This is a genomic window from Allobosea sp. AK1, assembly GCF_006714945.1.
Taxonomy (GTDB): domain Bacteria; phylum Pseudomonadota; class Alphaproteobacteria; order Rhizobiales; family Beijerinckiaceae; genus Allobosea; species Allobosea robiniae.
In genome coordinates this window covers 4,760,785-4,778,796 of the sequence record NZ_VFMG01000001.1, presented here as the reverse complement: position 1 = coordinate 4,778,796, position 18,012 = coordinate 4,760,785, and the positions used below count along the sequence as shown (strand labels likewise).

16 protein-coding genes are annotated in these 18,012 nt (G+C 66.7%); 13 read left to right on the top strand and 3 right to left on the bottom strand.

Annotated elements, in window-relative coordinates; translation table 11 throughout:
- Window positions 1-10: 10 nt before the first annotated feature.
- Window positions 11-1,471, top strand: coding sequence for an NAD-dependent succinate-semialdehyde dehydrogenase (locus FHT98_RS22815; RefSeq protein ID WP_142115395.1), 1,461 nt, complete (start codon window positions 11-13; stop codon window positions 1,469-1,471).
- A 65-nt stretch (window positions 1,472-1,536) separates the two neighbouring features.
- Here the strand turns inward: FHT98_RS22815 and FHT98_RS22810 are convergent, their stop codons facing one another.
- Together FHT98_RS22810 and FHT98_RS22805 are read right to left on the bottom strand one after the other, a co-directional pair.
- A complete protein-coding gene (locus tag FHT98_RS22810) occupies window positions 1,537-2,814 on the bottom strand; it encodes an NAD(P)/FAD-dependent oxidoreductase (RefSeq protein WP_142115394.1) in 1,278 nt (425 codons plus the stop codon).
- 25 nt (window positions 2,815-2,839) lie between these two features.
- Window positions 2,840-3,508: a haloacid dehalogenase type II gene (locus tag FHT98_RS22805; protein ID WP_142115393.1), complete on the bottom strand. Its 669-nt coding sequence runs from the start codon at window positions 3,506-3,508 to the stop codon at window positions 2,840-2,842.
- A gap of 320 nt (window positions 3,509-3,828) precedes the next feature.
- Here FHT98_RS22805 and FHT98_RS22800 point away from each other — a divergent pair, with 320 nt between their 5' ends.
- The 7 genes from FHT98_RS22800 to FHT98_RS22770 all read left to right on the top strand — a co-directional run bounded on the left by FHT98_RS22800 (window position 3,829) and on the right by FHT98_RS22770 (window position 12,318).
- On the top strand, window positions 3,829-4,677 hold the full coding sequence (locus tag FHT98_RS22800; RefSeq protein ID WP_142115392.1) for a GNAT family N-acetyltransferase: 849 nt from the start codon (window positions 3,829-3,831) through the stop codon (window positions 4,675-4,677).
- 14 nt (window positions 4,678-4,691) lie between these two features.
- Window positions 4,692-6,068 (top strand): aspartate aminotransferase family protein, encoded by a 1,377-nt coding sequence (locus FHT98_RS22795; RefSeq protein ID WP_142115391.1) that lies wholly within the window; start codon window positions 4,692-4,694, stop codon window positions 6,066-6,068.
- A gap of 292 nt (window positions 6,069-6,360) precedes the next feature.
- Window positions 6,361-7,077 (top strand): HAD-IA family hydrolase, encoded by a 717-nt coding sequence (locus tag FHT98_RS22790; RefSeq protein ID WP_142115390.1) that lies wholly within the window; start codon window positions 6,361-6,363, stop codon window positions 7,075-7,077.
- A 64-nt stretch (window positions 7,078-7,141) separates the two neighbouring features.
- Window positions 7,142-8,755 carry an ABC transporter substrate-binding protein gene (locus FHT98_RS22785; protein WP_091856110.1) on the top strand — a complete coding sequence of 538 codons (1,614 nt, stop codon included), beginning with the start codon at window positions 7,142-7,144 and terminating at the stop codon, window positions 8,753-8,755.
- An 88-nt stretch (window positions 8,756-8,843) separates the two neighbouring features.
- The gene (locus FHT98_RS22780) at window positions 8,844-9,794 is read left to right on the top strand and encodes an ABC transporter permease (protein ID WP_061963512.1); all 951 of its coding nucleotides are present in this window, start codon (window positions 8,844-8,846) and stop codon (window positions 9,792-9,794) included.
- Window positions 9,795-9,796: 2 nt separating this feature from the next.
- Entirely contained in the window at window positions 9,797-10,651 is an 855-nt protein-coding gene (locus FHT98_RS22775) for an ABC transporter permease (RefSeq protein WP_113585858.1), read from the top strand.
- Window positions 10,651-12,318: an ABC transporter ATP-binding protein gene (locus FHT98_RS22770; RefSeq protein ID WP_142115389.1), complete on the top strand. Its 1,668-nt coding sequence runs from the start codon at window positions 10,651-10,653 to the stop codon at window positions 12,316-12,318. The genes FHT98_RS22775 and FHT98_RS22770 overlap by 1 nt, the downstream gene beginning before the upstream one ends.
- A 3-nt stretch (window positions 12,319-12,321) precedes the next feature.
- Here the strand turns inward: FHT98_RS22770 and FHT98_RS22765 are convergent, their stop codons facing one another.
- Window positions 12,322-12,810, bottom strand: coding sequence for an Lrp/AsnC family transcriptional regulator (locus FHT98_RS22765; protein WP_113585860.1), 489 nt, complete (start codon window positions 12,808-12,810; stop codon window positions 12,322-12,324).
- Window positions 12,811-13,060: 250 nt separating this feature from the next.
- Here FHT98_RS22765 and FHT98_RS22760 point away from each other — a divergent pair, with 250 nt between their 5' ends.
- The 5 genes from FHT98_RS22760 to FHT98_RS22740 all read left to right on the top strand — a co-directional run bounded on the left by FHT98_RS22760 (window position 13,061) and on the right by FHT98_RS22740 (window position 18,009).
- On the top strand, window positions 13,061-14,386 hold the full coding sequence (locus FHT98_RS22760; RefSeq protein WP_142115388.1) for an NAD(P)/FAD-dependent oxidoreductase: 1,326 nt from the start codon (window positions 13,061-13,063) through the stop codon (window positions 14,384-14,386).
- Between the two features lie 146 nt (window positions 14,387-14,532).
- On the top strand, window positions 14,533-15,279 hold the full coding sequence (locus FHT98_RS22755; RefSeq protein ID WP_142115387.1) for an ABC transporter substrate-binding protein: 747 nt from the start codon (window positions 14,533-14,535) through the stop codon (window positions 15,277-15,279).
- A 21-nt stretch (window positions 15,280-15,300) separates the two neighbouring features.
- Window positions 15,301-15,957, top strand: coding sequence for an amino acid ABC transporter permease (locus FHT98_RS22750; protein ID WP_061963525.1), 657 nt, complete (start codon window positions 15,301-15,303; stop codon window positions 15,955-15,957).
- Between the two features lie 2 nt (window positions 15,958-15,959).
- Window positions 15,960-16,688, top strand: coding sequence for an amino acid ABC transporter ATP-binding protein (locus tag FHT98_RS22745; protein ID WP_061965425.1), 729 nt, complete (start codon window positions 15,960-15,962; stop codon window positions 16,686-16,688).
- A gap of 10 nt (window positions 16,689-16,698) precedes the next feature.
- Window positions 16,699-18,009 (top strand): NAD(P)/FAD-dependent oxidoreductase, encoded by a 1,311-nt coding sequence (locus tag FHT98_RS22740; protein WP_142115386.1) that lies wholly within the window; start codon window positions 16,699-16,701, stop codon window positions 18,007-18,009.
- The last annotated feature ends 3 nt before the right edge of the window (window positions 18,010-18,012 follow it).

Genomic DNA, 18,012 nt, shown 5'->3' with positions numbered 1-18,012 from the left:
GACAGCAGAGATGACCATCGAAGGCCTTCGCGACCCCGGACTCGTGCAGGAAGCCTGCCTTGTCGGCGGCGAGTGGATCAGCGCGGCCTCGGGCCGCACGCTCGACGTCGTCGATCCCGCCATGCAAGCGGTTCTCGGCACGGTGCCGGACGCCGGCACGCCTGAGACCCGCGCCGCGATCGACGCCGCCACGGCCGCTTTCGAGAGCTGGCGCGCCCGAACCCCGGCCGAGCGCGCGGTGCTGCTGGAAGCCTGGCATGGCCTGATGCTCGAGCATCTCGAGGACCTCGCGCTGATCCTGACCCGCGAGCAGGGCAAGCCGCTCGCCGAATCCCGCGGCGAGATCCGCTACGGCGCCTCCTTCGTGAAGTGGTTCGCCGAGGAAGCCCGCCGCATCTACGGCTCGACCATCCCCGCCCCGACCGCCGACCGGCGCATCATCGTGCTCAAGCAGCCGGTCGGTGTCTGCGGCATCGTCACGCCCTGGAACTTCCCGAACGCGATGATCACCCGCAAGGTCGCGCCGGCGCTTGCCGCCGGCTGCACCGTCGTGATCAAGCCTTCGGAACTGACGCCCTATTCGGCGCTGGCGCTCGGCGTGCTGGCGGAGCGGGCCGGCATCCCGGCCGGCGTCGTCAACATCGTCACTGGCCTGCCGACCGAGATCGGCGCCGAGCTCACCGGCAATCTCGGCGTTCGCAAGATCTCCTTCACCGGCTCGACGCGCGTCGGCGCGCTCCTGATGCGGCAGGCCTCCGACAGCATCAAGCGGCTCAGCCTGGAGCTCGGCGGCAACGCACCCTTCATCGTCTTCGACGATGCCGATCTCGACCTCGCGATCGACGGCATCCTCGCCTCCAAGTTCCGCAATGGCGGCCAGACCTGCGTCTGCGCCAACCGCATCCTGGTGCAGGACGGCATCTATGACCGCTTCGCCGAGAGGCTTTCGGCCCGCGTCACGGCGATGAAGGTCGGCCCGGGGACCGAGGCCGGCATCGATATCGGCCCGATGATCAATGCCGCCGCGCTGGAGAAGATCGGGCGCCATGTCGACGACGCCCTCGCGAAGGGCGCCAGGCGCCTGGCCAGCGCGGCCGGGATGCCGAACGGCAAGCAATACGCCACGCCGACCGTCCTGGGCGAAGCGACGACCGAGATGCTCCTGGCGAGCGAGGAGACGTTCGGCCCGGTGGCGCCGCTCTTCCGCTTCCGCAGCGAGGCGGAGGCGATTACCGTCGCCAACGGCACGCCCTTCGGCCTGGCCGCCTATTTCTTCACGCAGGACATGCGCCGCTCCTGGCGCGTCGGCGAGGCGCTGGAATTCGGCATGGTCGGCCTCAATACCGGCGCGATCTCGATGGAGGTCGCCCCCTTCGGCGGCGTCAAGCAGTCCGGCCTCGGCCGCGAGGGCTCGCAGCTCGGCATCGAGGAATATCTCGAGGTCAAGGCCTTCCACATCGGCGGTCTCTGAAAACAGAATGGGCGCCGGGAGTTTCCCCGGCGCCCATTCGCACTGTCGCGACGGTGCGATGCGCCTCACTGAATCCGGTCGAGCGCCTTGTAGTAAAGTCCCACCAGCGGCAGGAACCAGGGCTTGCCGAAATGGCCCGGAACCGGCGGCCAGGACAGCCCCTTCAGCGGGTTGCGATCCGGCCGGCCGAGGATCGCATCGGCCATGATCATGCCGAGATGGGTCGACATCTGCGCGCCGTGCCCGGAATAGCCCATCGCGTACCAGACACCGTCTTCGTAGCCGGCGCGCGGATAGCGGTCCTTGGTCATATCGACCAGCCCGCCCCAGCAATAGTCGATCTCGACATCCCTGAGCTGCGGGAAGATGCCGGCAAGGCTCGCACGCAGGATCGCGCCGCTCTTTGCATCGGAGGTCTGGTCGGAGGTGGCGGAGAAGCGCGCCCGGCCGCCGAAGATCAGCCGGTTGTCGGGTGCGAGGCGGAAGTAGTTGCCGATGTTCAGCGAGGTCACGGCCGTGCGGTTGCCCGGCATGGTCGCAGCGGCCTCGGCTTCGGTGAGCGGCCGCGTCGCGATCAGGAAGCTCCCGACCGCGATGACGCGCCGGCGAAACCAAGCGAAGGGGCCGGAGGTATAGGCGCCGGTCGCGACCAGCACATCCCTGGCGGAAACGCTGCCGCGCGGCGTGTCGAGGATATGTCGCCCGGCCTCCTGCCGCCGCCCGGTGACCGGGGCGTCTTCATGGATGACCGCACCATGACGCGCCGCGGCGGCGGCGAGCCCGGCGACGAAGCGGCCCATATGCATCATCGCGCTCTTCTTCGAGAGCATCGCGCCATGGAAGCCGTCGGAGCCGATCTCGTTCTTGAGCTCGGCCCGGCTCAGCATCGCGGTATCGGGATCGGCCTCGCGATGCAGCACCTCGAAATTGCGGGTGAGCGAGGCGACGTGCTCCGGCTTCGAGGCGAGCTTGAGCTTGCCGGCGCGGCGGAAGGCACAGTCGATGCCCTCCTCCGCCACGATCCGCTCGATCGTATCGACCGAGTCGTCGAAGGCCTTGTAGAGCGCGACGGCACGCTCGGTGCCGAGGGCCTCCTTGGCACCGACGAAGCTGTGGGCGAGGCCGTTGTTGAGATGGCCGCCATTGCGGCCCGAGGCGCCGTAACCGACGCTTCGGGCTTCCAGGACGACGACTTTCGCACCGGCCATGGCCAATTGGCGCGCCGCCGCAAGACCCGTGAAGCCGCCGCCGATCACCGCCACGTCATAGCTGCCCTCGACCGGCCCGGAAACGGCGCCGTCGAAGGGCGCCGCCGTATCATGCCAATAGGACTTGAACTGCATCGCGCCTATGTCCCCTGCCCTTGCCTCAGAGGCCGAAGACGCCGGGCAGGCCGCCGATGTCCTTGATCTCGGTATAGCCGTAATACGGGTTTGCCGGCTCGTGCCCGCGATTGACCCAGACCTTGTTCCTGATGCCGAGATCATGGGCCGTCATCAGGTCGTAGCGGAACGAGGACGAGACGTGGCAGACGTCCTCCGGCCCGCAGCCCAGCATGTCGAACATGTACTCGAAGCCCTTCATGCGCGGCTTGTAGGAGCGAGCCTGCTCGGCCGTGTAGACGGCATGGAAGGGGGCGCCGAGCCGGGCGACATTATGCGGAATCTGGTCGTTATCCGCATTGGAGAGAATGACGAGCGGGATTTCCTTCGCCACCTTTGCGAGCCCGGCCGGCACATCCGCATGCGGTCCCCAGGTCGGCACCTGCTCGTAGACCCAGCGCGCATCCTCGGGGCGGAAGGCGACGCCGTTGCGGCGGCAGGCGCGCTCCAGCGAATTATAGACGACCTCCTCATAGGGCTTCCAGTCGCCGAGGATCTCGTCGAGCCGATAGGCCGAGAAATTCGTGATGAAGCGCTGCATGGCCGGCTCGTCCAGCTTGTCGCCGTAGAGCGCGCGCGCCGCCTTATCCATCGCGAAATAGATCAGCGTGCCGTGGCAATCGAAGGTGACGAATTTCGGCTTGAAGACAGTCATCCGCGCAAATCCCCTGTGGCGAAACGGTTGTGGCCGTTGCAGGGATCATAGACGGGCCTCAAACGGCGCGAGCACCGCATTGCCCGCGGCGGGAAGCACAAACTGCCGTCCGCCCCCGGGGCTGTGGCACAGTGTTGCGCCTCCCCACCGCAGCCGATGCGCCTCGCGAGGCGGCCCCCGCCCCTTTCCGCCTGGCCGTGGCATTCCATGCGGTCGCCGCACGTTCCTACGGCCGAAGATATCGCCTGAGCCCGTTCCTCGGGAGGAACTGCGCCGGCATGCGGCTTATCCATGATGCAACGGATATGAAGCGAAGCAGCATGGACCAGGAAACGATCGATCTCGTCGCGTTCGAGGAACACCACCTCGACGGCGCCCTTCAGCTCTCGCGCGAAGCGGGCTGGCCGCATCAGCGCGAGGACTGGGCGATGCTGCTCGCGCTCAGCGACGGCTTCGTCATGCTCCAGGGCGACGTCGTGGTCGGCACCGCCATGATGACCCCGTTTGCCGACGAATCCGCCAGGATCGCCATGGTGATCGTGGCTGCCACGATGCGCGGCCGCGGACTCGGCCGCCGGCTGATGGATGCCGCCCTGCAGGCTTGCGGCGAGCGGGAATGCTGCCTCACGGCGACTGCAGACGGCCTGCCCCTCTACGAGAAGCTAGGCTTCCGCGCGGCTCATGAGATCCGCCAGCATCAGGGCAATCTTCGCGAGGGGATAGCGGCTCCGGTCCCGATGCGCGGCATCGCATGGGCGCGCGCCGAGGATTTCGCCACTATTGCCGCCCTCGATCGCCAGGCGCTCGGATTCGATCGCCGCACTCTGCTCCACTTCCTTGCCGAGACCGCGCAGATCGCGGTCCTGCGCGAAGGAGACCGCATCGCCGGTTTCGGAGCCTTGCGCCCGTTCGGGCGCGGCGAGGTGATCGGCCCCGTGATCGCGGAGACCGAAACGCAGGCGCAAGCCATTCTGTCGTTCCTGATGAATGCCCGGACCGGCACCTTCCTGCGGGTCGACACGCCCTTGCCCGCCGGGCTCTCCCCCTGGCTCGCCGCCTGCGGCCTCGCGCATGCCGGCGGCGGCATCGCCATGCGCCGCAACGCGGCGAACCGGCAACCGATCGGCCCCGCCCAACCCTTCGCTCTCGCCAGTCAGGCGCTCGGATAAGCTGGAGAACCGCCATGTTGAGCAATTCCCTGATCGAACTCGATCGCGAACATTGGATTCATCCGGTCGCCTCCTATCGCGGCCACGAGAAGGCCGGGGTGCGCGTGCTGCGCTCGGCGAAAGGCGCGACCATCACGGACGCCTCCGGCAAGCAGCTCATCGACGGTTTCGCCGGGCTGTGGTGCGTGAACGCCGGCTACGGTCATGACAGCATCGTCGAGGCCGCTGCCAACCAGATGCGCGAACTCGCCTATGCGACCGGCTATTTCGGCCTCGGCTCCGAGCCGGCGATCCGGCTGGCGGCGGAACTCGCCGAGCGTGCGCCGGGCGACCTTAACCGCATCTATTTCACGCTTGGCGGTTCGGACGCCATCGACAGCACGGTCCGCTTCATCCGCTACTACCAGCAGGCGCGCGGCAAGCCGCAGAAGGACCAGTTCATCTCGATCGAGCAGGGCTATCACGGCTCCTCGACCGTCGGTGCCGGCCTCACCGCCCTGCCCGTCTTCCATGCCGGCTTCGGCGTGCCCTATGACTGGCAGCATAAAATTCCGTCGCATTATACCTACCGCAACCCGGCGGGCTCGGCGCCCGACGCCGTCATCGCCGCCTCGCTGGCGGCGCTCAGGGCCAAGGTCGAGGCCGTGGGCGGCGCCGAGCGGGTCGCGGCATTTTATTGCGAGCCGATCCAGGGCTCCGGCGGCGTGCTCGTTCCGCCGCCCGGCTGGGTCAAGGCGGTGCGCGAGCTCTGCCGCGAGCTCGACATCCTCTTCGTCGCCGACGAGGTGATCACCGGATTCGGGCGCACGGGTCCGCTCTTCGCCTGCGAGGACGAGGATATCGTCCCCGATCTGATGACCGTCGCGAAGGGACTGACCTCCGGCTATGTGCCGATGGGCGCCGTGCTGATGTCGCAGAAGGTCTACGCGGTCATCGCGGACGGCGCGGGCGCGGCGGCGGTGGGCCATGGCTACACCTATTCGGCCCATCCGGTCAGCGCCGCAGTCGGCCTCGAGGTGCTGCGCCTCTACGACAACGGCCTGCTCGACAACGGCCGCAAGGCCGGTGCGCGCCTGATGGCGGGGCTCGAAAGCCTCAGCGATCATCCCCTCGTCGGCGAGGTGCGCGGCCGCGGCATGCTGGCCGCCGTCGAACTCGTGACCGACAAGGCGAAGAAGACGCCGCTGCCCGCGTCCTCCGCGCCGGCCCAGCGCATCTTCGACCGCGCCTGGGACAGGGGTCTGGTCATCCGGGCCTTCGGCAACGGCGTGCTGGGCTACGCGCCGCCGCTGTGCTGCACCGACAGCGAGATCGACGCGATCGTCGAACGGACCCGTGCGACGCTCGACGAGACGCTGGCCGACTCGGATGTGCGCGCCGTGATGGCGTGACCGCCAGGTCCATCACGTCATCGGGAGCGGACGCAGCTTCTCCTCGCGCCCGCTTCCGCAACAGCCGATATTCCGCGAACTCCGCGAATTCGGAATTTTGTGCCGCCCGGTTTTCGACATTCGGTGAATCCGGCGAGCCAGCGGTGGGAAACTCATTCACGGCCGGCGCAGAGCGGCCGGGGAACAGAACGCAACCGTCGCGACCAGCGACCGAGCAACCCCGAGGCGACGCGACCGCGCTCGCCGACGATCACGGATACCCGCACGCAAAAGCGGGAGAAGCGGAGAAGCGATGGCTAAGGGTTTCGGCGACTTCCGCTACATGACCTTCGACGTCGTGGGCACGCTGATCGATTTCGAGGGCGGCCTTGTCGGCAGCCTCGAAGCCATCGCCCGCGAGGCCGGGGTTCCCTTCGACGGCGAGGAGGCACTGAACCTCTACCGCGCCGCCCGCTATATGCCGGATGTCCAGCACTTCCCCGACGATCTCGTCCGGGTCTACGGCGTGATCGCGCCGAAGCTCGGCCTGCCGGCAGGCGAGAGCCATGCGCAGCGCCTGCGGGACGCCGTCAAGGACTGGCGCCCGTTCCCGGACAGCGCCGAGGCCCTCGCCCGGCTGGCGAAGCGCTACAAGCTGATCGCGATGACAAATGCCCAGCGCTGGGCTTTCGAGCATTTCTCCCGCGCCCTCGGCAACCCGTTCCATGCCGGCTTCACCGTCGACGACACCGGCACCGAGAAGCCGGACCCGGCCTTCTTCGAGCAGGTCTTCGCCTTCGTCGAGAAGGAGGGCGGCTCGCGCGAGCAGATCCTGCATGTCGCGCAGAGCCAGTACCACGACATCGGAATCTCCCGGAAGCTCGGCCTGACTAATTGCTGGATCCAGCGGCGCCACGCGCAAGCCGGCTATGGCGGCACGATCGAACCTGAACGCTTCACCGAGCCTGACTTCCACTTCACCTCGATGGGCGCGCTCGCCGATGCCGTCGAGAGCCGTCTGGTGGCTTGAAGGAACCCGCAACGAAGAAGACCAACGCCGGCGCAACGGCGCAAATCAGAAGAGGGGAATGAGCATGACCGACAAGATTTCTTCCAGCTGGACGAGTGCCGACGACGCCATCGTCGAGAATGCGATCCGCCGCGGCGCCAGCCGCCGCGACCTCCTGCAGATGCTGATGGCCGGCGGCCTTGCCGCTTCCGCCAGCAGCCTCGTGCTGGCGCGCGCCACCTCCGCGCTCGCCGCCACGCCGGTGAAGGGCGGCAACCTGAAGGCGGCCGGCTGGTCGTCCTCGACCGCCGACACGCTCGACCCCGCCAAGGCCTCGCTGTCGACGGACTATGTCCGCTGCTGCGCCTTCTACAACCGCCTGACCTTCCTGGACGGCGACGGCAAGCTGCAGATGGAGCTCGCCGACAAGTTCGAGACCAAGGACGCCAAGGTCTGGACCGTCACGCTCAAGAAGGGCGTCACCTTCCATGACGGCAAGCCGCTGACCTCGGCCGACGTCATCTACTCGCTGAAGCGCCATCTCGACCCCGCCGTCGGCTCGAAGTCGAACTCGCTCGCCAAGCAGATGACCGAGTTCAAGGCGGTCGACCCGCTGACCGTCGAGATCACGCTCGCGGCGCCGAACGGCGACCTGCCGACCATCCTGTCGACACACCACTTCATGATCATCGCCGACGGGACCACGAATTTCGCCAAGGCGAACGGCACCGGTGCCTTCACCTGCGAGTCCTTCGAGCCCGGCGTGCGCTCGATCGCCGCCCGGAACAAGAACTACTTCAAGTCCGGCGGGGCGAATCTCGATTCCTTCGAGTTCTTCGCGATCACCGACGACACCGCGCGCGTCAACGCGCTGCTCTCCGGCGATATCCATATGGCCGCCGCGATCAATCCGCGCTCGATGCGCCTGGTCGAGAGCCAGCCGAACGTCGTCTTGTCGAAGACCACGACCGGCAACTACACGAACCTCAACATGCGGCTGGACATGGCGCCCGGCAACAAGGCGGATTTCGTGGCCGGCATGAAATACCTGCTCAACCGCGAGCAGATCCAGAAATCGGCTTTGCGCGGCCTGGCCGAAATCGCCAACGACCAGCCCGTTCCGCCGATGAACGTCTATCACAACAAGGATTTGAAGCCGAAGGCGTTCGATCCCGAGCGGGCCAAGTCGCTCTTCCAGAAGGCCGGCGTGCTCGGCCAGTCGATCCCGATCGTCGCCTCGGACGCCGCCGGCTCGTCGGTCGACATGGCAGTTCTCGTCCAGCAGGCCGGCAACGCGATCGGCATGAAGTTCGACATCCAGCGCGTTCCCTCGGATGGCTACTGGTCGAACTACTGGCTGAAGGCCCCGGTCCATTTCGGCAACATCAACCCGCGGCCGACGCCGGACATCCTGTTCTCGCTGCTCTACGCCTCCACCGCGCCGTGGAACGAGAGCCAGTACAAGTCCGAGAAGTTCGACAAGATGCTGCTGGAGGCGCGCGGCTCGCTCGACGAGGCCAAGCGCAAGCAGATCTACGGCGAGATGCAGGTGATGGTCGCCGACGAGGCCGGCACCGCGATCCCGGTCTACATCTCGAACGTCGATGCCATCTCGAACAAGCTCAAGGGCCTGCTTCCGAACCCGCTCGGCGGAATGATGGGCTACGCCTTCGCCGAGTACGTCTGGCTCGAAGGCTGAGCCCTTTTTCTCCTGCGGGCCGGGCGCGTGCGCCCGGCCCCCTTTTCATGTCACACTCCACCTGGAGGTGTCAGCTGCGGGAGCGTCGATGAACCTTCACCTGTTGTCCCTGCTGGGCGGACGGCTGCTCGTCGCGCTGCTGACGCTGCTGATCGTCTCGTTCGTGGTGTTCTGCGCCACCCAGATCCTGCCCGGCGACGTGGCGGAGGTGCTGCTCGGCCAGGCGGCGACGCCGGAGGCCGTGGCAGGGCTTCGCACGGCGATGCATCTCAACGACCCGGCGATCCTGCGCTTCTTCCGCTGGCTCGGTGGAATGCTGACCGGCGATCTCGGCATATCCTACGCCAATAACCGGCCGATCGCGGAGCTCATCGCCGGGCGGCTCGGCAATTCGCTCCAGCTCGCGGCCGCGACCGCCCTCTTCTCGGTTCCGATCGCGCTCGCGCTCGGGATCACCTCCGCCATGCTGCGCGGCACGCTCTATGATCGCTCGGTCACGATGGCGACGATCACGGTGATTTCGGTGCCGGAATTCATGATCGCCACGGCGGGCGTGCTGATCTTCGCCGTCTGGCTGAAATGGCTGCCGGCGCTGTCCTTCGCGCGTGACGTCCACTCCTTCGGCGAGATGCTGCGCATCTATGCAATGCCGGTGTTCACGCTGAGCTTCGTCATCTCCGCGCAGATGATCCGGATGTCGCGTGCCGCCGTCGTCGAAACCCTCGACACGCCCTATGTCGAGATGGCGCAGCTCAAGGGCGCCTCCCGCACGCGGGTCGTGCTGCGCCATGCGCTGCCCAATGCGCTCGGCCCGATCGTCAACGCGGTGGCGCTGTCGCTCTCCTATCTGCTCGGCGGCGTCATCATCGTCGAGACGATCTTCAACTATCCCGGCATCGCCAAGCTGATGGTCGATGCCGTGGCGACGCGGGACCTGCCGCTGATCCAGAGCTGCGCGATGATCTTCTGTGTCGTCTACCTGCTGCTGATCACGACGGCGGACGTCATCGCCATCCTGTCGAACCCGAAATTGCGCTGACCATGGCAACCGACGCCACCACCACGATCCTCAAGCCACGCCGGGCGGGATATCGGTTCAACCTCACGGGCTGGATCAGCCTCGTCATCATCCTCGCCTGGGCTGCGATCGCGATCCTTGCGCCCTACGTGACGCCCTACGGCATCAGCGACATCGTCGACACCGACTATTTCGGCCCGATGAGCCTGCAGTTCCCGCTCGGTACCGACTATCTCGGCCGCGACATGCTCTCGCGCATCCTGTTCGGCGCGCGCTACACCGTCGGCATCTCGCTGGCGGCGACGCTGATCGCCTGCTCGATCGGTGTCACGCTCGGCATGGCCGCTGCCGTCAGCGGCGGCTGGTTCGACACGGTGCTGAGCCGCTTCATCGATGCGCTCAGCTCGATTCCCAGCAAGCTGTTCGCTCTCGTTGCCGTTGCCGGCGTCGGTTCCTCGATTCCCGTGCTGATGCTGATCCTCGGCATCATCTACACGCCCGGCTCCTATCGCTTCGCGCGGGCGCTCGCGGTCAACGTCAACACCACGGATTTCGTCACCGTGGCGCGCATCCGCGGCGAGAAGCTGAGCTACCTGATCCGCGCCGAGATCCTGCCCAACATCATCGGGCCGGTGCTCGCCGATGTCGGCTTGCGCTTCGTCTTCATCGTGCTGCTCTTGTCCGGCCTATCCTTCCTCGGGCTCGGCGTGCAGCCGCCGGAGGCCGACTGGGGCTCGCTGGTACGCGAGAATATCGGCGGCCTGCCCTTCGGTGCGCCGGCCGTGATGGCCCCCTCCTTCGCCATCGCCAGCCTGACGATCGCGGTCAACCTGCTGATCGACAACCTGCCGCAGAAAATCCGCGACCGGAGCGAATGATGAGCCCTCTCGTCGAAATCCGGGACCTCAAGGTCGAGGCGACCACCGATGCCGGCCGGCGCGTCGAGATCATCAAGGGCGTGAGCTTCGAGATCGCGCCGGGCGAGATCGTCGCGCTGATCGGCGAAAGCGGCTCGGGCAAGACCACGATCGCACTGACCCTGCTCGGCTATACGCGGACCGGCTGCCGCATTGCCGGCGGCACTGTCAGCATCGACGGACGCGACATGGCCAACCTGCCCGAGAAGGATCGGGCGAAAATCCGCGGCGTCACAGTTTCCTATGTGCCGCAGAGCGCGGCCGCCGCCTTCAATCCGGCGCAGCGGATCATGGACCAGGTGATCGAGATCACCCGCATCCACGAACTGATGCCCCGCGCCGAGGCCGAAGCCAAGGCGGTGGACCTGTTCCGCGCGCTGTCCCTGCCTTCGCCGGAGACGATCGGCACGCGCTACCCGCACCAGGTGTCCGGCGGCCAGCTCCAGCGCCTCTCCGCTGCCATGGCCCTGATCGGTGACCCGAAGGTGGTGATCTTCGACGAGCCGACGACCGCGCTCGACGTCACCACGCAGATCGAGGTTCTGCGCGCCTTCAAATCCGTGATGCGCCAGGGCCGGATGGCCGGCGTCTATGTCTCGCACGACCTGGCGGTCGTCGCCCAGATCGCCGACCGCATCGTCGTGCTGAAGGGCGGCGTCATCCAGGAAATCGGCGCCACGGCCCAGATCCTCTCGGCGCCGAAACATCCCTATACCCAGGAATTGCTGGCGGCCTTCGCACCGCCCGGGCGCGTGCCCGTGCAAGTCGCGAGCCCGGACGACACGGCGCCCCGACCGGTCCTGGAGCTTGCGTCCATCAGTGCCGGCTACGGCAAGCCACGCGCTGATGGAACGCCGCTGATCCTGGCGGTCGACAAGGTCAGCTTCAAGCTGGAGCGCGGGCGCAATCTCGGGATCATCGGCGAATCCGGCTGCGGCAAGTCCACGCTGGCGCGCGCGATCGCCGGCATCATCCCGCCCTCCTCCGGAACGATCTCCTTCGACGGCAAGCCGATGGCGCCCCGCGCGCAGGACCGGAGCGCCGATGAATTGCGAAAGCTCCAGATCGTGTTCCAGTCGGCCGATACAGCGCTCAATCCGGCCAAGCCGATCGAGGACATCCTGGGCCGGCCGCTCACCTTCTACCACGGCCTGCGTGGCGCCGCCCGCGACGCGCGCATCGACCGGCTGCTCGAGCTGGTGCATCTGCCCCGCGCCCTGAAGCACCGGCTACCGAGCGAATTGTCGGGCGGGCAGAAGCAGCGCGTGAACCTGGCCCGCGCGCTCGCCGCGGACCCCGAGCTGATTCTCTGCGACGAGATCACCTCCGCGCTCGACACGGTGGTCGCCGCTGCCATCATCGAACTGCTGAAGGACCTGCAGCGCGAGCTCGGCCTGTCCTATCTCTTCATCAGCCACGACCTGACGACGGTGCAGGCGATCTGCGACGAGGTCGCGGTCATGTATCGTGGCGTGAAGGTCGAGCAGCTGCCTGCAGACCAGGTCGGCAGCACCACCGGCCACCCCTATTCGCGCCTGCTGATGTCGTCCGTGCCCAAGCTCGACCCGGCCTGGCTCGACAAGCTCGAACGCGACCCGGAGCTCGTCGCGGCCTTCGCGAAGCGCTGAAGCTCAACTCGTCGCCGTGACCGGAAACAGGCTGGTCAGCGGCATATGCGGCTTCACGATCGGCGATTTCAGCACGACGAAGCTGAAATACTTGTCGATGCCGATATCGAGGTCGATCAACCGCTCCATCAGGGTCTGGTATTCGATGATGCCGCTGGTGACGAACTTCACGAGATAGTCGTAACCGCCCGAGACCAGATGGCATTCGATCACCTGATCGAGCTTCTCGATGGCGGCCAGGAAGCGGGCGAAGTCGATCTGCCGGTGATTCTTCAGCGTCACCTCGGTGAAGACGGTCAGGGTCTGGCCGAGCTTGCCGACGTTGATGCGGGCGGAATAGCCGGTGATGTAGCCGTCCTGCTGCAGCTTCTTGACGCGCATCAGGCAGGGGCTCGGCGACAGGTTCACCAGCTCGGCCAGCTCGACATTGGTGATCCGGCCGTTCTTCTGCAGCTCGTAGAGGATCTTGATATCGATCTGGTCAAGCTTCATGCGGGCCTCGTCGGGCTTGGCGCTGGCGGGGCGGCATGCGTGCCGGCTCCTCGACGCGACCATGCCGCAAACCGGCACATGCGGCAATGCGACAGCAGATAATGCCGCGCCCAAAAAACAGGCGTGCAGGGGGCTTGCCCAATATTCATCGCGAAATCGGGCGGTCAAAGCGAAGGAAATGCCGTGCCGGCGCGATCTGCGGTGCACGGACAGTTTCGTCGCCGGCTAGTCTCCTGGCAAGGAGACCGTGATGCCGGCGCCACTGTTCGAGATCGAAACCAGCCCCGCTTTGCCGGAGAGCGCCGATGTCGTCGTCATCGGTGGCGGCATCGTCGGCACCTGTGCCGCCTATTATCTCGCCCGCCGCGGCGTGAAGGTCGCGCTCATCGAGAAGGGCCGGATCGGCGCCGAACAGTCGAGCCGCAACTGGGGCTGGTGCCGGCAGCAGAACCGCGACGCGCGCGAACTGCCGATGGCGACCGAAAGCCTGACCCTTTGGGATCGCTTCGCCGGAGAGATCGGAGAAGATCTCGGCTTCCGTCGCTGCGGCCTGCTCTATCTGAGCGATGACGACACACAGCTCGCCAGTTGGGCGAAATGGCGCGATTTCGCCCGCAGCGAGGGTGTCGTCACCAACATGCTCTCGCCGGAGGAAGCCTCGAACCGCGGCAGCGCGACCGGGAAGCGCTGGAAGGGCGGCGTGTTCTCGCCGACGGATGGCACGGCCGATCCTGCCCGGGCCGCACCGGTGATCGCGCGCGGCATCCTCAAGGCCGGCGGGACCGTGCATCAGTTCTGCGCGGCGCGCGGCATCGAGACGGCGGGCGGGCGCGTCTGCGCCGTCGTGACGGAGAAGGGCACGATCCGCACAACGACCGTGATCCACGCTGGCGGTGCCTGGGCGTCCTCATTCCTAAACCAATATGGCATCCGCTTCCCGCAATCCTCTGTCAGATCGTCGATTCTATCGGTCGCGCCCGGCGCGACCGGCCTCCCGGACGCTCTGCATACGGCGGCGGTCTCGGTGACCCGGCGCAGCGATGGCGGCTACACGCTGGCGATCAGCGGCGGGGCCCGCGTCGACCCGACGCCTCAGCAACTGCGCTTCGCCCGCCAGTTCGTGCCGATGTTCCTGCGGCGCTGGCGCAACCTCGCCATCGGTGGGCTGGACGGCTGGAAGGCCGGCCATGAGACGCTCGGTCGCTGGAAGCTCGATGCGCCGACGCCGATGGAGGCCAACCGCATCCTCGATCCGACGCCCGATCCGCGCCAGATCGCCGAGACCCATAAGCGGGCGCAGCGTCTGCTGCCTGCCCTGAAGGCCGTGCCGGTCGCGGCGCGCTGGGCTGGCTATATCGACTCGACGCCGGACGGCGTGCCGGCCATCGGAGAGCTCACGGGTCTGCCCGGATTCATCCTCGCAGCCGGGTTCAGCGGCCACGGCTTCGGCATCGGTCCCGGCGCCGGTCACATGATCGCGGATATCGTGACCGGTGCGAAGCCGATCGTCGATCCGGCACCCTATCGGCCGGAGCGACTGGAGGGCTCTGCCTTCGGCAAGGTGGCCGAGTTCTAGACCGGCGGAACGGTACACGCCCGGACCGCATAAGCCCGGCTTATGGGCCCGGGAAAAATCCGTCTTTTCGCTCGCTGCGCCGGGCACGGATGCTGCATGGGCCAGTTCGGAAAGACGAGCGAATTCGAAGCAAAAAGGGGAACGGGATGATCGGGTTCAGAACGACGGTTGCAGCGCTCGCCATGATGGCCGCCGCAGCGACCGCCCAGGCACAGACGGTCTACAAGGTCGGTTCGACGCCGACGGGCACGCCGTTCACCTTCCTCGACGCCAAGACGAACACCATCCAGGGGATGATGGTCGACGTGATCGAGGAGGTCGGCAAGGACGCCGGCTTCAAGGTCGAGATCCAGCCGATGCAGTTCTCGACGCTGATCGCCTCGCTGACCTCCGGCAAGATCGATATCATTTCCGCCGCCATGTACGGCTCGCCGGAGCGCGCCAAGGTCGTCGACTTCAGCGAGGACGTCTACGCCTATGGCGAGGGTCTCGTGGTCAAGTCGGACGACTCCAAGGATTATGCCGGCTTCGCGGATCTCAAGGGCAAGAAGGTCGGCGGCCAGATCGGCACGCGCTATATCGACGCCCTCAAGGCCTCGGGCGCGCCAGCCGAGGTCGGCGCCTATGACAGCCTGCCCGACATCCTGCGCGACGTCTCCAACGGCCGGCTCGATGCCGGCATCGGCGACTATCCGATCCTGGCCTACAACCTTGCGCAGGGGCGCTTCCCGCAACTGCGGCTGGTCAAGTCCTACAAGCCCTCGGTGCCGGGACCGATCAACATCGCCGTCAAGCAGGGCAATGCCGAGCTGCTGGGGAAGATCAACACCAGCCTCGCGAACATGAAGAAGGACGGCCGATTCGAGACGATCCTGAAGAAATGGGGTCTCTGAGCGCGCGCCATCCATCCAGTCATGACGCATTTTCTCAGCCAGGTTCCGACATACCTGCCGATCCTGATGCAGGGCGTCTACCTCACGCTGCTGGTCACGCTCGGCGCCTTCGTCCTCGCGACGGCGCTGGGCCTGGTCTGGGCCTTCATGCGGGTGAGCGGCATCGCGCCGCTCGCCTGGACGGCGCGCACGATCATCGTCATCGTGCGCGGCATCCCGGGTATCGTCACCCTCTTCTACATCTATTTCGTGCTGCCGGATCTCGGCCTGTCGCTGACGGCCGTCCAGGCCGCCATCATCGGCCTCGGCATCGCCTATTCGCCCTATATGGCCGAAGTCTTCCGCTCCGGCATCGAGGCGATCGACCGCGGCCAGACGGAAGCGGCGCTTTCGATCGGCATGGGCTGGGGCCTGCTGATGCGGCGCGTCGTCCTGCCCCAGGCGATCCGCGTGGCACTCCCGCCCTATGGCAGCACCATGGTCATGCTGCTCAAGGATTCCTCGCTCGCCTCGACGATCACCGTCGCGGAGCTCTCTCTGCAGGGCAAGCTGCTGGCATCCTCCACCTTCGAGAACACCACGATCTTCACGATGGTTGCCCTGATCTACCTCGCGATGAGCCTGCCGCTCACCGCCTTCAACGGCTGGCTCGAACGCCGCCTGAGGCAGGCCCGATGAGCATCATCGAACTGCGCAACATCAGAAAATCCTTCGGCACGGTCGAGGTCATCCACGATGTCTCCTTCTCGGTCGAGAAGGGCGAGGTGGTCTGCATCATCGGACCATCCGGTTCCGGCAAGTCGACCCTCCTGCGCTGCATCAACGGCCTCGAGACCTATCAGGGCGGCTCGATCGCGGTACACGGGCAACGGGTCGACACAGGATCCTCCGCCATCCGGCAGTTGCGGACCCGCGTCGCCATGGTGTTCCAGCGCTTCAACCTGTTTCCACACCGGACAGCACTGGAAAATGTCGCAGAAGGCCCGATCTTCGTGAAGAAGGAGCCGCGCGAGGAGGTGCTGAAGCGCTCGCGGGATCTGCTCACCCGTGTCGGGCTCGGCGCCAAGATCGACGCCTATCCCGCCCAGCTCTCCGGCGGCCAGCAGCAGCGCGTCGCGATCGCGCGTGCGCTCGGCATGAAGCCCGACGCGATCCTGTTCGACGAGCCGACATCGGCGCTCGATCCGGAGCTCGTCGGCGAGGTCCTCGCCGTCATGCGGTCGCTCGCCGACGAAGGCATGACGATGGTCGTCGTCACCCATGAGATGGGCTTTGCCCGCGAGGTCGCCGACCGCGTGCTGTTCCTCGATGGTGGCGTCCTCGTCGAAGAGGGGCCGCCCGACGAAGTTCTAAGCCGTCCGCAGAACCCGCGCACGCAGGATTTCCTGCGGCGCATCCTGCCTTCGTGAGGACATACGCATGGCTCGCCTGACCGGTCCGTTCTTCAGCGATGATGCGGTCGACACACCCTATTGGTGGGATGCTGCGAAACCGGCAGCCCCGGCTGCGGCCGAACTGCCGGCGCAGAGCGAAGTCGCGATCGTGGGGGCCGGCTTCACCGGGCTCAACGCCGCGCTGACGCTGGCCCGGGCCGGCAAGCAGGTTACCGTGCTGGACGCGGAAGCTCCCGGCTGGGGCGCCTCCTCCCGCAACGGTGGCATGCTCGGCCCGGGCTGGGCCACCTTCGACACCGCGATGGCCTATGGGCCCGACAAGGCGCGTGCCATCGTCGAGGAAAGCTTCCTCGCCTTGCAGCACGTCAAGGATGTCGTGGCCCGCGAGGCCATCGCCTGCGACCTTGCGGTGGTCGGCTATTTCCGGGGCGCGATGACGCCGCGCCTCTATGAGGCGATGGGGCGCAATCTCGACCGCATCCGGCAGGTCATGCCCTGCGATGCCTACCTGGTCCCGCGCGCCGAGCAGCAGGGCGAGATCGGAACCGAACTCTACCATGGCGGCCTCGCCATGCCCGGCTATGCCGGCCTGCACCCGGCCCGCTATGTCGCCGGCCTTGCCGAGGCCGCGCGCCACCTCGGCGTGCAGATCGTCGGCGGTGCCCGCGTCACGGCCATCGCATCGCAGGCCGGTGGGTTCAGCCTCTCCGTCGGGGGGCGGACAATCACGGCGAAGCAACTCCTCGTCGCGACCAACGGCTATACCGGAGCGCTCCTGCCCTTCCTGCAACGGCGGATCATTCCGATCCGCAGCGCGCTGATCGCGACCGGACAGCTACCGGCCGAGGTGATGGATCGCCTCATGCCGAAGCGGCGCATGCTGGCGGGCAGCCAGCGCGTCGTGACCTATTACCGCCCCTCGCCCGACGGGACCCGGATTCTCTTCGGCGGGCGCGTGCTCAAGGTGACCGGCGAGAATGTCGGCCACGCCAATGCTACCCATCTGCGCAAGCAGATGCTCCAGGTCTTCCCCGAGCTGGAACGGACGCCGATCACGCATTACTGGCACGGCCAGACCGGCTTCACCTTCGACAAGCTGCCCCATCTCGGCGAGCAGGACGGCGTCTTCTACGCCTGCGGCTACAATGGCACCGGCATCGCGCGGGCGAGCTGGTTCGGCCACAGGATCGCGCAGCGCATGCTCGGCAGCACGGATGCGCCCAGCGCCTATGCCGACCTGCCCTTCCGCAGCCGGCCGCTCTATTACGGCAAGCCCTGGTTCCTGCCGCTCGCCGTGCTGTTCTACGAAATGCGTGATCGCTGGGACCAGCGATAATCC